Raw genomic sequence first — 20,021 nt, forward strand, 5'->3', positions numbered from 1 at the left:
GATGGTTACCAACTTCTCCTTAAGGTTTCCAGGCCGCTTTCTTCCGGGTCCCCCGTTCAATTAAATCGGATGTGAATTTGCGCCAATTTCGTCGTTAAAACAATTTTAACAGCGTTTACAACAAGTATCTGCCGGTTCACAACAAAATATTCCGGTCGTTCCACCTTTGTTCTATTTTAGATCTGTGATATAAGATAATGTGTTTTATAAAGTATAGCAATGACTTTTAATTTTTTATAACCTGTTCTCGAAAGAGGACCTTGTCAAATATGACAGGGTCCTTTTTAATTTTTATCGACTATAAAATTAAAGCGTGCCAGGGCAAGATTTTTGCAAGAATCGGATACAGCCCAATTGTCAACAATTTTAATAAGAAACCGTTAAAGTGCCCTTCAAGTTTATACTTTTGTGATTTGCACTCCGAACCAAGGTGGTTGCGTTGAACAAGGTTGAACCGGTTCACCCTTACCGCAAACTTTTGCTTTGCCGGTCGTATGATATGAAAAAACTGTTAAACCAAAAATCTATTCTATTACTGCTCCTTTTGTTGGGGGCCGTTTTAGGTAGGGCGCAGCAAGAACCTGATTCCGGGCAAAGTGTTTTTCAGGAATTCCAAGACCTCGATTCCGCTGAAGAGCGCTTCCTCTTCTTTTTGGAGACCTCCGACCGGTATAGCGAAAATTCCATCTACGATTGGCTCGATGAGGTAAATCTATATCTGCGTGCAGCGGTCCAGGATGACGATGCTGAAACCATCCGAAAGTATCAGCTGATTCGGGCCTGCATTTATTCCGATTTGGGCGATTACGACAAGAGCCAGGCACTGGCAAAAGACCTTCATCTCGACATTGATAAGTTCGACATGTTCTTTAAGTCCAAGTTGTTGGAATTGATGGACAGTAATTACGGGCAGTTAGCCCTGTATCCCAAACAGGTAGAGGTACGGAACGAGATTCGTGAATTGGGTATTACCAAGGAAGTCATTTTTTATGACATTTACGCAAATTTGGGTATGTATCGCAGGGCCTTGGACGATTATATCGAAAAGGTCAAAAGAACCATTGAGGAAAATGACTTCTATGCCCAAGCGGAATATTTTAATATGTTAGGGAATTTTCTAAGGTTGGACGAGTCCACGCCCACTGCCTTGACCAACTACAAAAAAGCAAAGGGTTTTATAACGGTATTTTTAAACGATGCTACCCGTACGGAAGATGGGGCAAAGCAGGCCGAGGCCATCTTGCTGAACGGTCTGATCGACGGCAACATGGGCAAATGTTACGTGCAGCTAAAGCAGTATGAAGATGCTATCCCGCATTTAGAAGGGGCGATCTCCACGATCAAGGAATATGGAAACGGTGCCCTTACCGACGAACTAACCGAAAACAGCCTGGCCATTTCCGAATGTTACCTGCAGCTGGAAGATTATAACAAGGCTACGAACTATCTGAGTGACGACTTGACGACCAAGACCACAGAGAATAAGATTCGCAAGAACAGGCTATTATCGATTTACTACGATAAGACCGCAGATTACGAAAATGCGGCACGCTACTTGAGAAAAGAGCTTCGTATACGGGACTCCGTCAGCGGAAACGAATCCGAACTCCGACTGCAACAAGTCGCCACGGTCATGCGGCAAGACCTTGACATTTCAAAGGAGATCGTGGAAAAACAAAAACTTGATCTTGCAAAGTCGCGGGCCGAGATGCTCGCCCAAGAACGAACGAGCAACTTAGTGCTTATTTCCTTCTTTTTTACGCTATTGGGTTTCGCCGGCCTTGTTTACGCCTACCTCAAGAGTATCAAGAATCAACGCTTGATCGCCGAACAGAAATACATCATCGAGACGTCCCTGGTCGAGAAAGATTCCTTGTTAAAAGAAATTCACCATCGGGTCAAGAACAATCTCCAGATGGTATCGAGCCTCTTGAGCCTGCAGACCAGAAATACTCGCAGTAAGGCTGCAATCGTAGCGTTGGAAGAGGGCAAGAGCCGGGTCAAGGCCATGGCGCTAATACATCAAAAATTATATCAGAACGAGGATCTATCCGTGATCGAGATGCAGGGGTACATAGAGAGCTTGATCAATAGCGTGCAGTCCGTTTACCGAAAAGGTGGCCATAATATAGAGATTAACATCGATGCAGAAGACGTAGAACTCGATATCGATAGGGCCATCCCATTCGGACTGATTTTGAACGAGTTGGTTTCGAATACCTTTAAGTACGCCTTTCCTGAAGATGATGGGCATGGTAAGATTACCATAAAAATACAAAAGGTGGAAGGACGGGAAGGTTATTTTGAATATTCCGATAATGGCATCGGCCTTCCCGATGACACCGAAAACTTGGGCGATTCATCTATGGGGCTGCGTCTGATGAACCGACTGGCAAATCAACTTCAGACCAGCCTGAATATTGATAGACAGGTAGAGGGCGTCCGCTATTGGTTCAACTTCAGGTAAACTCTCCCAATAAGGCCTCACCGATTCCGGATGAGTTTGCGGGGAGCCATACTATTTTTTCTTTCCATAATCCCATAGCTACGATTTGTGCCAAAAATATGGCTAAATTTGACGCTGCATGATAGAAGCCCGTTTTAGAAAATACGTCCTTGATTTTAAACGTCCCAGCGGAACTTCGCGCGGAGTGATGCGCCATAAGGAAACTTGGTTTCTCATTTTAGAAGAAAATGGAAGATTGGGTATCGGGGAATGCGGTCTGTTAAGGGGGTTGAGCTGTGACGATATCGATGGCTATGAGGAAAAATTAGCATGGACCTGCGCTAACATCCACTTGGGACGCGAGGCGCTCTGGGAAGCCTTAACCGATTATCCCAGTATCCAATTCGGGATGGAGCAGGCTTTTTTATCCTTAACATCCAAAACTCCCTTTGAGCTTTTTCCATCACAATTTACGCGGAAGGAACGTCCCATCCCCATTAACGGACTCGTTTGGATGGGCGACGAAGGCTTTATGCACGAACAGATCGAGCAAAAATTGGCGCAGGGTTTCCGATGTATCAAAATGAAGATCGGGGCCATCGATTTCAACAAGGAGGTGGCGTTGTTGGCTTCCATCCGAAAAAGATACACCGAAGGGCATATCGAACTCCGGGTCGATGCCAATGGGGCTTTCGAAGTTTCGCAAGCCTTGAAAAAACTACAGGTATTGGCGGCCTATGATTTGCATTCGATCGAGCAGCCCATTCCACAGGGCAATCCGCAGGCCATGAAAAAGCTCTGCGAGGTATCGCCAATTCCCATTGCGCTGGACGAGGAGTTGATCGGCGTAAAATCAATAACGGACAAGCAAGAATTGCTAGAGACCATTAGACCGCAGTATATCATTTTAAAACCCAGTTTGATAGGCGGCTATCAAGGGAGCGGGGCGTGGATCGATCTGGCCGAAAAATTCAATATTGCGTGGTGGGTCACCAGTGCCCTTGAAAGTAATATCGGTCTGAACGCCATCGCGCAATGGACGTATACCTTAGACAATACCATGCCACAAGGCTTGGGTACGGGAAGTCTCTATACCAACAACTTTGAGAGTCCCCTTGAGGTACAAAACGGCAAAATTTACTATAGATCCGGGGCGAGTTGGCAGTCGGACTTAATTCAAAAACTATGTACATAGCACAGGCGTATAAGGGCTTAAGCGAAACTTGGAGGTATATTTTGGGCATTTTTGCCGTTTTTCTTTGCTGGCAGATTATCGGGGGTATTCCCTTGTTGGCCGCCCTGTTGTTAAAAGCGGATTCCCTAGCGGTCGTAGCGAGCGGGGATTTGGGCGTTATGGCGAACATCCTGGGTTCGAACACCTTTTTGTTCTTAATGCTATTGGCATTTGCCATTGGCTTACTTTCCCTATTCCTGTATGTAAGATTTGTACATAAGCAAAGCATAAAACAGCTGACCACCTCTAGAAAAAAGGTGGATTGGAACAGAATACTCATTGCTTTTCTGCTCTGGGCGGTCATTTCTACGGTTTTCATTTTCATCGACGTCCAACTTTCCCCGGAAGACTATGTATTTAACTTTGAGCCGATGCCGTTTTTGATTCTCGCGGTAATCGCCATTGTGATGATCCCGATCCAGACCAGTATGGAAGAATACTATATCCGGGGTTATCTGATGCAGGGTCTGGGGGTCATGTCCAAGAACAGGTGGTTGCCGCTGCTGGTCACCTCGTTGCTTTTCGGGATCATGCATCTTTTCAATCCCGAAGTGGAAAAATTGGGTTATGGAATCTTGATTTTTTATATCGGAACGGGTTTTTTCTTGGGAATTCTTACTTTGATGGATGAGGGATTGGAGCTCGCCTTAGGTTTCCATGCCGCGAACAACCTTACCGCCGCGCTTTTGGTGACCGCTGATTGGACGGCCTTTCAAACGAATTCCATCTATCGCGATGTGTCAGATCCCGTTTTGGGATGGGATGTATTGGTGCCAGTTTTTGTGGTGTATCCTATTTTACTTTTAATCTTCTCCCGTAAATATAAATGGACGGATTGGAAAACCCGCCTTACTGGCAAAGTGCCCCCGGAGGACATTTTTTTAGCACAACATGCCGATGACACTATCCCACCAAAACATACATAACCGTTTTAAGCTCAACGGCGTAGCCTACACCCGGGAAGAAATCCGAGAGGTTGGCCATAACCTCGTCAAGGAAGGTGAGGCTTTCGAAAAGGACATAGGCGATTTTCTGTTGGATTGGTGCGACGATAAGGACTCCATCATGGTTCAAACCTCAGGTTCGACCGGAACCCCGAAGTCGATCTGGCTGAAGAAACAGCATATGGTCAACTCCGCCCGGGCCACGGGGCAATTCTTCGGACTGCAGCCCGGCGATTCCGCCCTGCTTTGCCTGCCCGCAACCTATATTGCGGGTAAGATGATGTTGGTTCGCGCCATGGTATTGGGACTGGAAATCGATTGCAGTCCCCCGGCCTCCAACCCGTTGCAAGACAACCCCCAACGCTACGATTTTTGTGCCATGGTGCCCTTGCAATTGGAGAACGCCTTGGACGAAATCGAACGAATCTCGACCCTGATCGTAGGGGGAGCCCCGTTATCCCAAGGCTTGTATCGTAGCGTACAAGAAAAATCGAAATTCCAAAAGCGTAAGACCGAGATTTTTGAGACCTACGGGATGACCGAGACCATCACCCACATCGCACTGAAACGAATTACCGCTGGTCCGGTCAATTCTTTTGGTGAGATGGCCGGAAAGACCGAAGCCCAAATCAGCAAGCCGGAAAGAGTTGCAAGCGTAGTACCGTTTTCTGAAATGAGAAAGGCGGGTTTTAAGACCCTGCCAAAGGTCACCGTTTCTACCGATGACCGCGGATGTCTCGTCATTGAGGCCCCGCTTATAAACGATGCCCCCGTAATCACGAACGATATTGTCGAACTGATTTCCGATACCGAGTTCCGATGGTTAGGGCGGTACGACAACGTCGTCAACTCTGGAGGCGTAAAGCTCTATCCTGAACAGATCGAGTCAAAGTTGACCGGGATAATTGCCTCCCGATTTTTCGTTGTCGGAGTGCCGGATCAAAAATTGGGACAAAAATTGGTGCTGGTCGTAGAATGGAAGGAAAAGCGAGTTCGGGAAGACGAAATGGTTCGGGAATCGAATGAAACAGGAAAAGCGGGAACGGAAGGAAAGGCCGAAACCCAAGCTAAGGCCAAATCTCATGCGAAAGCCGGAACCGAAGGGATTGCCGGGGGATTAGAAACCGTAACGGCAAAGGAGAACCTGCTTCAGGAAATAAAAAGCCTGAAAATCTTGGACAGGTTCGAGGTGCCCAAAGAAATTTTCTACGTCCCGCAATTCCAACATACCCGGAGTGGAAAAATACGTCGAAAGGCAACCTTGGCCTTGGCTTTGTAGGAGCTTTCGACACAGGTGAGAGGAACAGGATTTAGATGACGTCGCCCTTATTCCCGTCGCCTCTTATCCCTGACATCGCGTTTACTGCTTTCCTCCTCCGGTCCGTTATGAGAATCTTTTTCCGTATTTTCATGGCCAAAATCCAACCAAGAACTTAAATGCATGAAAAAGATCATCCTACTCTGCTATTTTTTCGCTTTTATCCCTGCAAGCGCCCAACAGATATTACCAGAAGTCGAAAGAGCGAGGGTAGTGGACGAAATTTTAGCCGATCGGTTCGATAATCTGCTTCCGAAACTGATGGACCGGACGGGAATCGATATGTGGATCGTCATCTCGCGGGAGTACAACGAGGATCCGGTGTTGCGGACCATGTTGCCGTCTACATGGCTCAACGCCCGGCGCAGAACAATCCTTCTTTTTTACAGGAATACCAAGAACAATACGCTAGAAAAATTGGCGGTGGCACGCTACGATGTGGGCAAAAACATTAAATCCGCTTGGGACAAGGAAAAAGAACCGGATCAATGGAAGCGCCTGATGCAGCTGATCGAAGCCCGCGACCCGGATAAAATAGGGTTAAACTTTTCGGAGGATTTCAATATTGCCGATGGACTCGATAAAACCGATTACGAAGGATTTATGCGGCACCTTCCGAAAAAATTCCAAGATCGAGTGGTGTCCGCCGAGCCCTTGGCCGTGCGCTGGATCGAGACCCGTACCGAACGGGAGATGGTCATCTATGACCAGTTGGTATCCATTACCCACGATATCATTGCCGAGGCCTTTTCGGAAAAGGTCATTACCCCGGGCATCACCACGACTACCGAGGTCGAATGGTGGATGCGCCAAAAAGTGACGGATCTGGGACTGGAAACCTGGTTTCACCCTACGGTCGATGTGCAACGGGCGAAGAACGAACTGGTGGGGCATCTCTACTCTTTTTCCGGGCGCCCCGACGATACCGTTATCCTCCCCGGAGATCTGGTCCACTGTGATTTCGGGATTACCTATTTACGGCTGAACACCGATTGCCAGGAATTGGCCTATGTGCTAAAACCAGGCGAAAAGGAAGCCCCCACGTTCTTAAGGGAAGGATTAAAGGCCGGAAACCAGGTACAGGATTACCTTACCCAAAATATGGTAAAGGGCCGCACCGGAAACGAAATCCTACAGAAAGCCCTTGAAGCGGCAAAAGCTTCTGGATTGCGTCCATCCATCTACACTCATCCATTAGGATTGTACGGCCACTCCGCCGGCACCACCATCGGTATGTGGGATGCGCAAGATGGGGTACTATCAGCTGATGGCGAAAGCTACCCCCTTAATCCCAATACGGTTTACGCCATCGAGCTGAACACCACTATTACGGTCCCCGAATGGAAAAGGGACATCCGTATCATGCTAGAGGAAGCGGGTTTCTTCGGGGAGGACGGCTTTCGGTATGTCAACGGTCGCCAAACCGAATTGCTGCTGATTCCCCGGGTACGGTCCCATCAGGAAAAATAAACGGAAATTCTTCCCTTCAACCTATTCCTGAATAACCGATCACCAACCCACTTCCGTGATTGATCCACTATAGGTCGGCCCATCTTCATCAGTAAAAATGATAACATAACTGACGATTCCATTTCAGTTGCGGATCTCTTGTCCTACTTTTGCCGGATGCGGTATACAAACTTTAGACCAGACCTCGAAAACGTCAAACGGCATCATGAAAACGTAAACCCAAACTTTGAGTTTATCGCCATGATGGCCTCTTTGATGTCCATCGTTGCCCTGGCCATAGACGCGCTGTTACCTGCCATCTCTGAAATCGGAATCGACATCAACAGCTTGGATCCTACGGACAATCAGTTACTGATTACCATGATATTTTTAGGCCTCGGGGTCGGGCAACTGTTCTTCGGGCCCCTGTCCGACAGTTTTGGCCGGAAACCCATTGTCTATATCGGATTCGGCCTTTTCACGGTTGCTAGCGTCATTTGTGTGCTCGCCCCCTCGCTTGAAACCATGATTCTAGGACGCGTGTTGCAGGGCATCGGGCTATCGGCGCCGCGTACTATTGCGATATCGATTATTCGCGATACCTACAAGGGCGATTATATGGCCAGGATCATGTCTTTCGTCACGGCATTTTTTATTCTAGTGCCGGTCGTTGCCCCCGCTATCGGCAAAGCGATTATGGATCTCTTTGGATGGGAGGCTATTTTCTACGTGCAATTGTTTTTTGCCCTGATCGTGGCCATTTGGTTCTGGAGGCGACAGGCCGAGACCCTCAGGCCGCGATATAGGATACCTTTCTCGGGAAGTGTCTTTATAAACGGACTCACGGAATTTTCAAAATATAGGGAATCCATCGCCTTTACTATTACCTCGGGCTTTATCACCGGTTCGTTCCTCGTTTATCTCAGCGCCGCGCAGCACGTTTTCGAGAACCAGTACGGACTTGTAGAATCTTTCCCGTACATCTTTGCGGGCTTGGCCTGCTCGGTAGGGCTTTCTACCTTTTTAAATGGTACGTTGGTGATGCGCTTCGGTATGAGAAACCTGGCATTAATGGCCGTGACCGCATTTTGTGCGATAGCCCTGCTTTACGTATTCGTTTTTTACGATAGTCCGAATCCGAACGTGGCGGTGCTGGTGCTATTTCTGTTCACCCAGTTTTTCTGCCTGGGCTTTTTATGGGGCAATTTTCGTTCCATTGCCATGGAGCCGATTGGCCATATCGCAGGTATCGGCGCAGCGATCAACGGATTCGTTTCCACCGTTATGGCCGTTCCAATCGCCAACTTTATCGGCAGTTTTGTAGAGGATACGGTGTGGCCGATGTTCTTAGGGCTCGCCATCTGTGGAATGATATCGCTCGGAATTATGCTAACTGTCCGAAGGCGGAATAAGATTTTAGCTGCCGCTTAAGAGATAGGGCCAATGAGGTCGGGTTTGTTCGTATCGTCTTCGAAATAGCTACGGAATTCGGTCGTAGATGCCGCACAGAAACAGAAGTCCCAATGGTTCCATCGGCTTTCGACACGACTTGAGTTACGTATCGGCATCCATCTTTCGGTGGATGCTATTCGATGATACTATTGGGGCCTCAGTTTTTTTACAATGCGTTTTCCTTGATTTCGTCGATGACTTCAGGGTTGACCAAGGTGCTGGTGTCCCCAAGGTCGGCAGCATCGTTCGAAGCGATTTTTCTCAGAATGCGCCGCATGATCTTTGCACTGCGGGTTTTGGGGAGTCCGGATACAAACTGAATCTTGTCCAATTTGGCAATCGGTCCGATGTGTTCGGTGATCTGTTGGTTGATCTCTTTCCTGAGGTTGTCCCGGTCCCTGCTTTCCCCAGTTTCCTTTAAAATGACATACCCGTACAAAGCATTGCCCTTGACGTCGTGGGGAAAGCCGACAATGGCGCTTTCCGCGACCGCCGGATGTTCGTTGATGGCATCCTCGATGGGCGCGGTACCCAAATTGTGTCCCGAAACGATGACCACATCGTCAACCCGTCCAGTGATACGGTAGTATCCAACGGCATCCCTCAAGGCACCGTCCCCTGAAAAATACATGCCTTCGTACGCTTTAAAATAGGTGTCCCGATACCGGTCGTGATTGGCCCAGATTGTGCGGGCCATCCCGGGCCAGGGGAATTTGATGCATAGACGGCCATCGACTTGGTTGCCTTTGATTTCCTTGCCTTCTTCGTCCATCAATGCGGGCTGAATTCCAATAAAGGGCAGGGTCGCGTAGGTAGGCGCAGTCGGAGTTACGTAGGGAATCGGGGTAATCATGATTCCCCCGGTTTCCGTTTGCCACCAGGTATCGACGACGGGACTGTTGTGTTTGCCCACGTTCGTGTCGTACCAGTGCCACGCCTCTTCGTTGATCGGTTCCCCGACCGAACCTAGAACTTTCAGGCTTGAGAGGTCATGTTCTTCGACAAAATCCAGACTCTGTTTGGCTAGGGCCCGGATGGCTGTGGGCGCGGTGTAGAACTGATTGACCTTGTGTTTTTCCACGACCTCCCAAAACCGGCCGTAATCGGGATAGTTGGGTACCCCCTCGAACATAACGGTAGTCGCCCCGTTGGCCAGGGGCCCGTAAACGATATAGGAGTGTCCGGTAATCCAACCGATATCGGCGGTACACCAGAAGACATCGTCCTCGCGATATTGAAATACGTTTTTAAAGGTGTAGGCGGTATATACCATATAGCCGCCGGTGGTGTGTACCATACCCTTGGGAGTTCCGGTCGATCCGGAGGTATAGAGAATGAACAGCGGGTCTTCGGCATCCATGATTTCAGCCACGCAATCCGAATAGGCTTCGTCCAGCAGGGGCTGCAGCCATTTGTCCCTGCCTTCCTTCATTTCGATATCGCTGTCGATGCGTTTGACCACCAACACGTTCTCGACACTGGGGCAGTCGTCTAGGGCCCTATCTACGATTCCTTTAAGATCAATAGTCTTTGGCCCACGGTACGAGCCGTCGGAGGTCAGCACCATTTTACAGTCCGAATCATTGATGCGACTGGACAATGCGTTGGATGAGAAGCCGGCGAACACCACGGAATGGATGGCCCCGATACGGGCACAGGCTAATAGGGCAACGGCCAGTTCAGGAATCATCGGCAGATAAATACAGACCCGATCTCCCTTTTTGATACCATGGTTTTTGAGTACGTTCGCCATTTTGGAGACCCGTTCGTGCAATTGACGATAGGTGATATGCTGTGCTTCTTCGGTGGGGTCGTTGGGCTCAAAAAGAATGGCCGTCTTGTCGCCACGGGTCGGCAAGTGTCGGTCGATACAGTTCTCCGTGATGTTCAGTTTGGCGCCCTCGAACCATTTTATCTCCGGTTTTGAGAAATCCCATTCCAACACCTTGTCCCATTTTTTACGCCATACGAAATGTTCTTCCGCGATCTCTTCCCAAAAGCTTTCGGGATTACGAACGGACTTTCGATAGACTTGAAAATATTCTTCTAGGTGTTTGATGTGATAGTTGCTCATGATGGGAGATCGTTAGTAATTATAAAAATATGACTTAGAATTTAACAAAAGGAAAGTTACTAAAAAATCTTGTCTTTATCCAAAGGGAATCAATGCCCCGACGCTTCACCGGCTCCACTGGGAATCCGAATGTCCTCTACAATATCCTGGACCTCTTGCGGGGGATCGGGCGTGAATTGCGTTACGATGATAGAGACCGCGAAATTCAAGACCATGGCCATCGATCCGAAGCCTTCCGGGGAGATGCCGAACCACCAATCATCGGACGTGCCACCCCCGAACATATCGAATTTGAATTTCATCATATAGAACAACATGGATACCAGGCCTACAACCATGCCGGAAATGGCTCCCTCTTTATTCATCCTCTTATAGAAAATGCCCAAGACGATGGCGGGAAAGAACGATGCCGCTGCGAGTCCGAATGCCAGGGCTACCACGGCCGCCACGAAGCCAGGGGGGTTGATTCCGAAGTATCCCGCGATGACTACCGCTACGGTGGCGGAAATCCGCGCCGCCCACAGTTCGCCTTTTTCCGAAATATCGGGACGTAGGGTTCTTTTGATCAGGTCGTGGGATACCGAGGAAGAAATGACCAAGAGGAGTCCCGCTGCAGTAGAAAGCGCTGCGGCCAGGCCGCCTGCCGCCACCAGACCGATGACCCAGGCCGGTAACATGGCGATCTCGGGATTGGCCAATACCATAATGTCGTTGTCGATCGTCAGTTCATTGCGTTTGGCATCGGCCACGTACTGTATTCTTCCATCCCCGTTTTTGTCATCGAACTCCAGCAGGCCGGTGGTTTCCCAGTTCTTGAACCAGACCGGCATTTCCGCATAGGGATTGTCGCTCACGGTATCGATGAGGTTGGTCTTGGCAAATACCGATACGGCTGGAGCCGTGGTGTACAGAATGGCGATGAGCAGCAGCGCATATCCTGCGGATTTGCGGGCATCCCTTACCCGTTTTACGGTAAAAAAACGCACGATAACGTGGGGCAGGCCAGCGGTGCCGACCATTAGCGCCAAAGTGATGGCAAAGACATCCATGATCGACTTTTTGCCTTCGGTGTAGGCGGCAAAACCCAGTTCGGTGGACAGCCCATCCAACTTGTCCAAAAGATAGGTGCCGGAGCCATTGTTCAAGGTATCGCCCATACCCAGTTGGGGTATCGGATTTCCGGTCATTTGAATGGAAATAAAGATGGCCGGTACCATAAATGCGAAGATCAACACGCAATATTGGGCGACTTGGGTATAAGTAATGCCCTTCATTCCGCCCAAAACGGCATAAAATAGCACGATGACCATGCCGATGATGACCCCGGTATTGATATCCACTTCCAAAAAACGGGAAAAGACGACCCCGACGCCTCGCATCTGTCCCGCTACGTAGGTGAACGATACGATCAGGGCGCAGATGACGGCAACGATCCGGGCGGTCTTGGAATAGTAACGGTCCCCGATAAAATCCGGCACCGTAAACTTTCCGAATTTTCGGAGGTAAGGGGCAAGAAGCAGGGCGAGAAGTACGTATCCGCCCGTCCAACCCATCAAATAGACCGAGCCGTCATAACCGGCAAAGGCGATAATCCCTGCCATGGAGATAAACGAGGCGGCGGACATCCAATCCGCGGCGGTGGCCATGCCATTGGCCAAGGGCGATACCCCGCCACCGGCAACATAAAATTCACTGGTCGAACCGGCCCGAGACCAAATGGCAATACCGATATAAAGGGTGAAGGTGATGCCGACGAGCAGGTAGCTCCATGTTTGTACATCCATGTTGGTTTTTTTACTTCCGCTTTATGGTGGCCACAGGATGAGCTGTGTAGCGGGAATTTTGGTTGGTTAACGGTATTGTTGCTCGAAGCACAGGGCACAGGGTTAGGGAATCGACACCTAAGTTTGGAATCCGTCCTTTATTCATTATATCCGTACTTCTTGTCAAGCTTGTTCATCAATCGGATATATACGAATATGAGAATGACAAAGACATAAATGGAGCCTTGTTGTGCGAACCAAAACCCCAATTTGAAGCCACCTAGCCTTATACTGTCCAAAGCATCTTTAAATAGGATGCCGGCCCCATAGGAAACCACGAACCAAATGGTCAAAAGAATAAAGAGGTAGCGGACGTTTTCTCTCCAATAGGCGGTAGCGTGTTTTTGTTTTTCCGACATTGAGAATGTGTTTGGAATGGGAAAATAAGTATTTGGATTGGAAAGATAGGGATTTATGTTTTATCGGCAAGCTGTTTACCGATTACGATTGGTTACCACAGTTTTTTAAAAGGGCGAAATGACAAAAGGACTAAAATACGAAAGTAAAAAGTAATAAGTAGGAAGTACCAAGGACAGCTAGGGGCGCAATCCAGATTTGAGACATCGGCCTATCTTTTAGGATGCTGTGGAAAGTGTATTCGTCGTTCTTCCTTGGGCTGTCCGTCTCTCTTCTATCGACATAACTTTCCAATAGCTGGTTAAGGTTACTCCTGAAACTTAAGGTAGAACCCTATTTCTATTAGCGGTACAAAGGTCAATTTTTGAAATAAGGTCGATAGCTTTCAGTTTGGCAGGTAGAGTACGCCGCTGGAGGAATCCCGTTTCGCGCCGGTCACCGAATGTAGCACGTTGGTTTCCCCTTGTAGCCGCAACATCCCCATTAAAGCGAAGACGAGCGCCTCTTTAAACTCGATCAGTTTTTGATCGGGAGCCACGACCCGTGTACCCGTCCCTAGTTTTTTTTGCAAGGTCTGTATTAAAAAATGGTTTAAGGCCCCGCCCCCAGTGACCAAAAGGGAGTTTTCGCGCTTGCGGGAATTGACCTTCACCTGCACCGAGATCTGCTCGCAAATATGATGGATGCAGGTATGCAAAAGATTTTCCATGCGGTCATCGGCGGCATCGATCAAGGGAACGACCTTTTCCACAAACCATTCGTAGCCGGTCGATTTAGGGTAGGGCAGCCGATAATATTCCAGATCGTTCAATTCTTTTAAAATATTCGGAATGAGGTTACCGCTGCGGGCCAATTTTCCACCTTCATCGTAATCCAGTCCGTTTTTCCGGGTGATGTGGTTCAGTACCATGTTGGCCAGGCCAATATCGTAGGCGATACGTTGGCCGTCCTTATCGAAAGACACGTTCGCAATGCCCCCTAAGTTCAGGCAAAAATCATATTCGCTAAAAAAAAGTGCGTCCCCGATAGGCACCAAGGGCGCCCCTTGTCCGCCCAAAGCGATGTCATTCGTGCGAAAATCGCAGACGACCTTATGGCCACTGGCGTTGGCCAGATGTTGTCCCGATCCGATTTGAAAGGTAAGTCCCATTTCGGGACGGTGGTGGGTGGTATGCCCGTGACTGGCGATGCATTCCACATTCAGACCGTGTTCGTCGATAAAAATCCTGCACTGCTCGCCCAGCCAGACACCGTATGAATTATGGAAACCTAGGAGTTCTTCCGCAGGAAGAAAAATGGAATCCCGTAGTTTGGTGGACATCTCCGGGTCATAGGAAACGCTCTTGGTTTCCTTGATCTTGAAGTTATAGTCCGTACCGGTTTGCCAAATGTGACAGAAGGCGAGATCGAGCCCGTCTAACGAGGTGCCGGACATCAAGCCTAGAATTTCGTGTGTCATGATTTACATTTTTTTGAAAATCGTGCCCGGTCGATAGGCGAATTCGAGAATTTTACTCAGGTTGTGCGCTGATCTGCCGATAGTTAGGTCAAAAGTGTCTCCGTGATTACAAGTGTTGGGCAAGTGACCGGAACAGGTTTAAACGGAAGAGCTTAGAGCCGACATTGCCACGCTTTGTTTGGGAAGCGCAGCAAAATTTTATGGGGCCAATCGAACGGGTAATTTTCCTTGCGCCTCTAAAGTACCTAAAAAATGGGCCGCAGCAACCTTTTGAAAGGGGATAAAATTTTGATAGGCGATAATTACGGCCTTCGCTTTATTGAACTCGATAAGGTTTAGCACATAAGGATTTCCAAAAAGATACAGCACAACGTTTTCGGCAGCTATCAATTCGTTGATAAAAATCAGCTCCTCTTTCGAGAAGCCGAACCTGTTCGACGGTTTGACCTGGGGCGGAAAAAGCGCCAAAAGTATATTTTCTGTTTCGTTTGGACTGGAGTCGGTCGAAGAAAAATCCGGAAAGTCTTTCTCTTTTTGTATTGTTTTAAAAAAGTGATTGTCGGTAGGTTGTTTCATGGCTATCCCCGCAAAATCCGATTTCTTGAATTCAGAAATCCCATGTGGCGTACCTTTGAGCAGGGTCAAGCTCTCTGTCGCCAGTTTGCGATTGAGGTCGAGCGACCGGAAAAAGTGCGAGGATAGTTCCGAGACCTCGCCATGACCACTGGTGCTAACTGCCGTAGGGTCGTCATTCTCGTTTGAGGAATCTGTTTCGGGCATCGGATGCGTTTCGATGGACGGTTCATTGCCGGTCGAAGAATTATTTTCGGACGCCCAAGAAGCGTTGATTTTTTCTTTCAGGCCCCAGACCCGTTTAAAGCTTGTTTCGATCTGGGCCACGGAGGCCTTCTGCAAAATGGTCTCGATACCTTCCGCAACGTGTTCCGCAAAACAGAGTATGTCGTTTCCGGCATCAAATGCCAGCCATTCCAATTCCCCTTTGATAGGATGGTTTTTCGCTACGGCATGCATGTTGAGTGCATCGGAAATGACCACGCCGTTGTATCCCATTTCATCCCGTAGAACTCCCTTGATAATTTCTGGGGATAGGCTCGAGGAGATGCTTTTTCCGCCTGCCAGTGCAGGTATTGACAAATGTCCCACCATTACCGAATCCGCCCCTTCAGCAATTAGTTTTTCGAAGGGACGCAGTTCGTTTTCGAGCAGGACGTTCTTTGGTTTGTCGATGAGCGGAAGCTCCAAATGGGAATCCGTTCCCGTATCGCCATGCCCTGGAAAATGTTTTATGCTGGTCAGGATGCCTTCGCTTTGCGTGCCCTTGACAAAGGCGATGGCTTTTTTGATGACCTTGGATTTTTGTTCCCCGAACGAGCGGTAACCGATAACGGGGTTCAAGGGATTGCTATTGATATCGACGCAGGGCGCCAAGTTCCAGTGAATGCCAGCTGCCCGACAATCCCGGGCAATGCTTTTTCCGACCTCATAAATCAGGTCCGATCGTTCTTCGGCAATCGCCCCCAAGGTGATGGCATAGGGATACTGCGGGGTGTTCTCGACGCGCATGGCAAGTCCCCATTCGGCATCGATAGCGATAAGCAACGGGTATTTGGCCACCTGCTGAAAGCGTTGAACGAGGCGGGTCAGGGTCTCAAAACTGTTCTCGTTGTGAACAATTTTTTTGGTTCCCTCGAAATTGGTCGCTGCACTGGCACGGCTGTGGAAAAAGCAGAGGCTGCCGATATGGTGTTCCCTGATCAATTTCTCCAGTTTTCGGATTTCTGCTTCGGTATCATTGATAAAGGCGGCGGGCATAAACAGCTGCCCTATTTTTTCTCGAAGTGTCATGGTTTTATGTTTTATTCGTATCGGTTTCGAAATCTAAACCCGTTATAGGACTACACGAGGTAGGACAAAGGACCAGTTCTTATGAATAACCGTCCGTTTCATAGACAGACCGTCGTTCTTACGTCCTAGGAACTGCCGTCTTAAGCTTATCAGTTGATTAGGCGAACCGGCAGCCTATCCTTTTGATCATCAAGATCGTCCTACGACCAGCCTATTCAGATTATCCCAAGTGGTTAAGGACACCTTAGATTCCTTATTATCTCAGGCACAACCTCCTTATTATTTGGTATCATGGCGCAAGAGCATACCCCGAGTGGCCTTTAAACATCGGTCTTATCGGATTTCCTCCCGAAATCGGCGGGATATTCGATGAACTTTAACAGGAAGAGCGCGGGCAGTGCGGCGATGACCACCCAGACGAAAAATCCGCCATAGCCCAACCATTGTTGCATATAGCCCGAAATCATTCCCGGCAACATCATGCCCAAGGCCATGAATCCCGTGGCGATGGCATAGTGCGAGGTCTTCGACTTTCCCTCGGCAATATAGATCAGATACATCAAAAAGGCCGCAAAACCAAAACCGTAGCCGAATTTTTCGAAGATGACGGCGGTGGTTACTGCGTAAATATTGGTGGTGTCCGTTATGGCCAAAATAGCATAGAGAATATTGGGTACGTTCAGGGAAAGCACCATGGGCAACATCCATTTTTTCAGACCGTCACGGGAAATCAAGATGCCTCCCAAAACCCCTCCGAGGGACAGAAAGATGACCCCTGCCGTTCCGAAAATAGTACCCAATTGTTCCGTGGAATAGCCGAGGCCGCCGTTTTCGGGGCTGTCCAATAAAAAAGGTGCGGCCATTTTTACCAATTGGGACTCGCCCAGCCGAAAGGTCAATATAAACGCGAGAGCGATTCCAATATTCTTTTTTCGAAAGAAAGATGCGAACACGGCCAGAAAACCTTCGGGTTTATCCTTTGCGATAGCGGAAGAGGATTCAAATTTCGGCGTCACAAAAAAATTGGATACGGTCAGGGCCAGCATCAATAATGCGGCGGCCGACATGGTGATACTCCAAGCCTTGGTGTTATCGCCGTACCTGTTTTCCAAAAACCCGGCCATAACAACGATGATACCTTCCCCTGTGACCATGGCCAAGCGGTAGAAAACACTTCTCATACCTACAAAAAAGGACTGCTTCTCTTCTGTGAGCCCGATCATATAGTACCCGTCCGATGCGATATCGTTGGTGGCCGAAGCGAAGGCGGCCATCCAAAAGCAAGCCAAGGTGATGGTAAAGAACATATTTGTCGGCAGGCTCAGGCCCACGCCCAAAAAAGCCAATGAGATCAACAATTGCATCCATAAAAACCACTTGCGCTTGGTGCTTTTCAGGTCCACGAAGGGGCTCCACAACGGTTTCAGCACCCAGGGCAAATACAAAAGGCTGGTGTACAGTCCGATATCTTCGTTACTGACGCCCAGCTTTTTGTACATGACTACCGAAACGGTAACCACCAGCACGTAGGGCAGGCCCTGCGTAAAATAGAGCACGGGCACCCAGGCCCATGCCCATTTGTCTTTTTGGATCAAAGTGTCGGTTGTTCGTTGTACTAAAAATTATACCTCACAAACGCTTCCATCGCGGCATAGTCGGCCAGTCCCAATGCATTGTAACGGTCTGCGGTCTCTTTATTGCGTTCTTCGGCCCGCATCCAGAATTCCCTGGAATCGTCGCCTTGGAACATGACGCCGTCCTTTTGCGATTGGTGGGCGAAAATGGCGTTCCGCTTGCGCAGTACCTGCCCGGGACTCATGGGTACGGCCATTTCGATTTCGTTGGTATCCCATTCGTGCCATGCCCCACGGTAGAGCCAGACCCAGCAATCATCCATAAACGGCTTTGACTTAAGACGGTCGATCGCTGCAAAAGCGGCGTCAAGACAGACTTTATGTGTGCCGTGCGGATCGGCAAGGTCGCCAGCGGCATAGATTTGATGAGGTTGGATCTTCTCGATGATATCGACCATAATCTTGATATCCGCTTCCGACAGATTGTTTTTCTTGATACGTCCTGTTTCGTAAAAAGGCAAGTCCAGAAAATGCACGTTTTCGTCCGGGAGCCCAAGATAACGGACAGCGGCGTAAGATTCCCCCCTTCGGATATCCCCTTTAAGACGCAGTACCTGTTTCGAATCGTAACTGCTCTCTTTTTTAGCCTTGATGTAGTCGACGATTTCCTGTGCTTCGTCCGAGGGATAGATGCGTTTGGAAATTTCGGCAAATTTTAGGGCTTCCTTGTCGGAAACCGCAATATTGCCAGAGGTCTGATAGGCAACATGAACTTCGTGGCCCTGTTCGATCAGGCGATCCAGGGTTCCCCCCATGGAAATGACATCATCGTCAGGGTGGGGGCTGAAAATAATGACCCGTTTCTGTGCAGGTTCGGCACGCTCGGGCCGCTTGGTATCATCTGCATTTGGTTTCCCACCGGGCCATCCGGTAATGGTATGCTGCAAGCGGTTGAACATTCTAATGTTCAGGTCATAGGAATCCTGTAAGGCAAGGAGACCGGACATCCCATTGTCGTTATAGTCTTTGTCAGTCAGGCTTAAAATGGACTTGCCCGTCAGGGTGCACAGCCATACGACGGCCTTGGCGGTAAGCTCTTCGGTCCAGTCCAGCGATTCATCGACCAGCCACGGGGTCTTGTTCCGGGTCAGTTCACTGCCGGCTCCCGTGTCGAGAACGAAGGTGCAATTTTCATGCTCTTGCAGGTAGGTGGCGGGTACCGTGGACGAAATATCTCCTTCAACGGTTTTTTTGATAATGTTGGCCTTGTTTTGTCCCCAAGCGAGCAGCACGATACGTTTGGCGCTGCGTACGGTAGCGATACCCATGGTGATGGCTTTTCGCGGTACGTTATCGATGCCGAAAAAAGTAGGTCCGGCATCGACCCTGGTTATATGATCTAAGGTAATTACCCGGGTACCGGAATTGTAATGGGATCCCGGCTCGTTAAAACCGATGTGTCCGGTACGACCGATGCCGAGTAACTGAAAATCGAGACCGCCGTGTTTTTTGATTTTTTTTTCGTAGGATAGGCAGTACTCGATCACCTCGTCACCTTCCACCGTGCCATCGGGTATGTTTATATTTTCTTTGGGAATATCGATATGGTTGAACAAGTTTTCGTGCATAAAAAACCAATAGCTCTGGCGGTTTTCTCTCTCCATGGGCAAGTACTCATCGAGGTTGAACGTCACGACGTTGGAAAAGGTGAGTCCCTCTTCCTTGTGCAAACGTACCAATTCCTCGTAAACTCGAAGGGGAGAAGAACCCGTTGACAGTCCCAGAACGCACTGCTCATCTGCCTCTTGTTTTGACCGGATAAGGTCCGCGATCTCATGTGCCACTTGAATGGAGGCCACGTTCGAATCGGAAAAAATTACATTGTGGATTTTTTCAAAACGGGTCTCCTCGAATTGTCCGACGGGTTTGTAACTGATGTCCTTTGCTTTTTGTTCTAAGGTAGTTTTCATGCGTTTAAATCTTTTTAATTACTTTGAAAATTAATTAATCAAAAAATTGAGAACG

The 20,021-nt window shown here is 48.8% G+C and carries 13 protein-coding genes; 6 read left to right on the forward strand and 7 right to left on the reverse strand.

All coding sequences use genetic code 11. The features are described from left to right. The first annotated feature begins 499 nt into the window (after nt 1–499). The 6 genes from RQM65_RS15870 (at nt 500) to RQM65_RS15895 (ending at nt 8,822) form a co-directional block, all read left to right on the forward strand. Complete coding sequence (locus RQM65_RS15870) at nt 500–2,467, forward strand: sensor histidine kinase (protein ID WP_314016399.1); 1,968 nt, start codon at nt 500–502, stop codon at nt 2,465–2,467. Between the two features lie 121 nt (nt 2,468–2,588). Continuing rightward, nucleotides 2,589–3,641, forward strand: coding sequence for an o-succinylbenzoate synthase (locus tag RQM65_RS15875; protein ID WP_314016848.1), 1,053 nt, complete (start codon nt 2,589–2,591; stop codon nt 3,639–3,641). Beyond that, nucleotides 3,632–4,606: a CPBP family intramembrane glutamic endopeptidase gene (locus RQM65_RS15880; RefSeq protein ID WP_314016400.1), complete on the forward strand. Its 975-nt coding sequence runs from the start codon at nt 3,632–3,634 to the stop codon at nt 4,604–4,606. The genes RQM65_RS15875 and RQM65_RS15880 overlap by 10 nt, the downstream gene beginning before the upstream one ends. Next, nucleotides 4,578–5,903, forward strand: a complete 1,326-nt coding sequence (locus RQM65_RS15885; RefSeq protein ID WP_314016401.1) for an AMP-binding protein — start codon at nt 4,578–4,580, stop codon at nt 5,901–5,903. Before RQM65_RS15880 ends, RQM65_RS15885 begins: the two co-directional genes overlap by 29 nt. A 162-nt stretch (nt 5,904–6,065) precedes the next feature. Then, nucleotides 6,066–7,412, forward strand: coding sequence for a M24 family metallopeptidase (locus RQM65_RS15890; protein WP_314016402.1), 1,347 nt, complete (start codon nt 6,066–6,068; stop codon nt 7,410–7,412). Between the two features lie 156 nt (nt 7,413–7,568). Beyond that, on the forward strand, nt 7,569–8,822 hold the full coding sequence (locus RQM65_RS15895; RefSeq protein WP_314016403.1) for a multidrug effflux MFS transporter: 1,254 nt from the start codon (nt 7,569–7,571) through the stop codon (nt 8,820–8,822). A 187-nt stretch (nt 8,823–9,009) separates the two neighbouring features. On the opposite strand, the gene acs is transcribed toward RQM65_RS15895, so the two are convergent. The 7 genes from acs to nagB form a co-directional block, all read right to left on the reverse strand. Then, a complete protein-coding gene (acs, locus tag RQM65_RS15900) occupies nt 9,010–10,917 on the reverse strand; it encodes an acetate--CoA ligase (RefSeq protein WP_314016404.1) in 1,908 nt (635 codons plus the stop codon). 89 nt (nt 10,918–11,006) lie between these two features. Continuing rightward, nucleotides 11,007–12,701 carry a sodium:solute symporter family protein gene (locus tag RQM65_RS15905; protein WP_314016405.1) on the reverse strand — a complete coding sequence of 565 codons (1,695 nt, stop codon included), beginning with the start codon at nt 12,699–12,701 and terminating at the stop codon, nt 11,007–11,009. A 137-nt stretch (nt 12,702–12,838) separates the two neighbouring features. Then, nucleotides 12,839–13,099: a DUF4212 domain-containing protein gene (locus RQM65_RS15910; protein WP_314016406.1), complete on the reverse strand. Its 261-nt coding sequence runs from the start codon at nt 13,097–13,099 to the stop codon at nt 12,839–12,841. 383 nt (nt 13,100–13,482) lie between these two features. Continuing rightward, nucleotides 13,483–14,556, reverse strand: a complete 1,074-nt coding sequence (locus RQM65_RS15915) for an anhydro-N-acetylmuramic acid kinase (protein WP_314016407.1) — start codon at nt 14,554–14,556, stop codon at nt 13,483–13,485. Between the two features lie 198 nt (nt 14,557–14,754). Continuing rightward, a complete protein-coding gene (locus RQM65_RS15920) occupies nt 14,755–16,422 on the reverse strand; it encodes a glycoside hydrolase family 3 protein (RefSeq protein WP_314016408.1) in 1,668 nt (555 codons plus the stop codon). 320 nt (nt 16,423–16,742) lie between these two features. Then, a complete protein-coding gene (locus RQM65_RS15925; protein ID WP_314016409.1) occupies nt 16,743–18,017 on the reverse strand; it encodes an MFS transporter in 1,275 nt (424 codons plus the stop codon). 20 nt (nt 18,018–18,037) lie between these two features. Next, complete coding sequence (gene nagB, locus RQM65_RS15930) at nt 18,038–19,966, reverse strand: glucosamine-6-phosphate deaminase (protein ID WP_314016410.1); 1,929 nt, start codon at nt 19,964–19,966, stop codon at nt 18,038–18,040. Nucleotides 19,967–20,021: the final 55 nt, after the last annotated feature.

It is taken from the genome of Pricia mediterranea (assembly GCF_032248455.1).
Taxonomy (GTDB): Bacteria; Bacteroidota; Bacteroidia; order Flavobacteriales; family Flavobacteriaceae; genus Pricia; species Pricia mediterranea.

What these genes read in the sequence shown, in the direction of transcription:
- RQM65_RS15905 (WP_314016405.1), bottom strand. Translation starts at nt 12,701, where the DNA reads ATGGATGTACAAACATGGAGCTACCTGCTCGTCGGCATCACCTTCACC.
- RQM65_RS15895 (WP_314016403.1), top strand. Translation starts at nt 7,569, where the DNA reads ATGCGGTATACAAACTTTAGACCAGACCTCGAAAACGTCAAACGGCAT.
- RQM65_RS15885 (WP_314016401.1), top strand. Translation starts at nt 4,578, where the DNA reads ATGACACTATCCCACCAAAACATACATAACCGTTTTAAGCTCAACGGC.
- RQM65_RS15915 (WP_314016407.1), bottom strand. Translation starts at nt 14,556, where the DNA reads ATGACACACGAAATTCTAGGCTTGATGTCCGGCACCTCGTTAGACGGG.
- RQM65_RS15890 (WP_314016402.1), top strand. Translation starts at nt 6,066, where the DNA reads ATGAAAAAGATCATCCTACTCTGCTATTTTTTCGCTTTTATCCCTGCA.
- RQM65_RS15880 (WP_314016400.1), top strand. Translation starts at nt 3,632, where the DNA reads ATGTACATAGCACAGGCGTATAAGGGCTTAAGCGAAACTTGGAGGTAT.
- nagB (WP_314016410.1), bottom strand. Translation starts at nt 19,966, where the DNA reads ATGAAAACTACCTTAGAACAAAAAGCAAAGGACATCAGTTACAAACCC.
- RQM65_RS15920 (WP_314016408.1), bottom strand. Translation starts at nt 16,422, where the DNA reads ATGACACTTCGAGAAAAAATAGGGCAGCTGTTTATGCCCGCCGCCTTT.
- RQM65_RS15870 (WP_314016399.1), top strand. Translation starts at nt 500, where the DNA reads ATGAAAAAACTGTTAAACCAAAAATCTATTCTATTACTGCTCCTTTTG.
- RQM65_RS15910 (WP_314016406.1), bottom strand. Translation starts at nt 13,099, where the DNA reads ATGTCGGAAAAACAAAAACACGCTACCGCCTATTGGAGAGAAAACGTC.
- acs (WP_314016404.1), bottom strand. Translation starts at nt 10,917, where the DNA reads ATGAGCAACTATCACATCAAACACCTAGAAGAATATTTTCAAGTCTAT.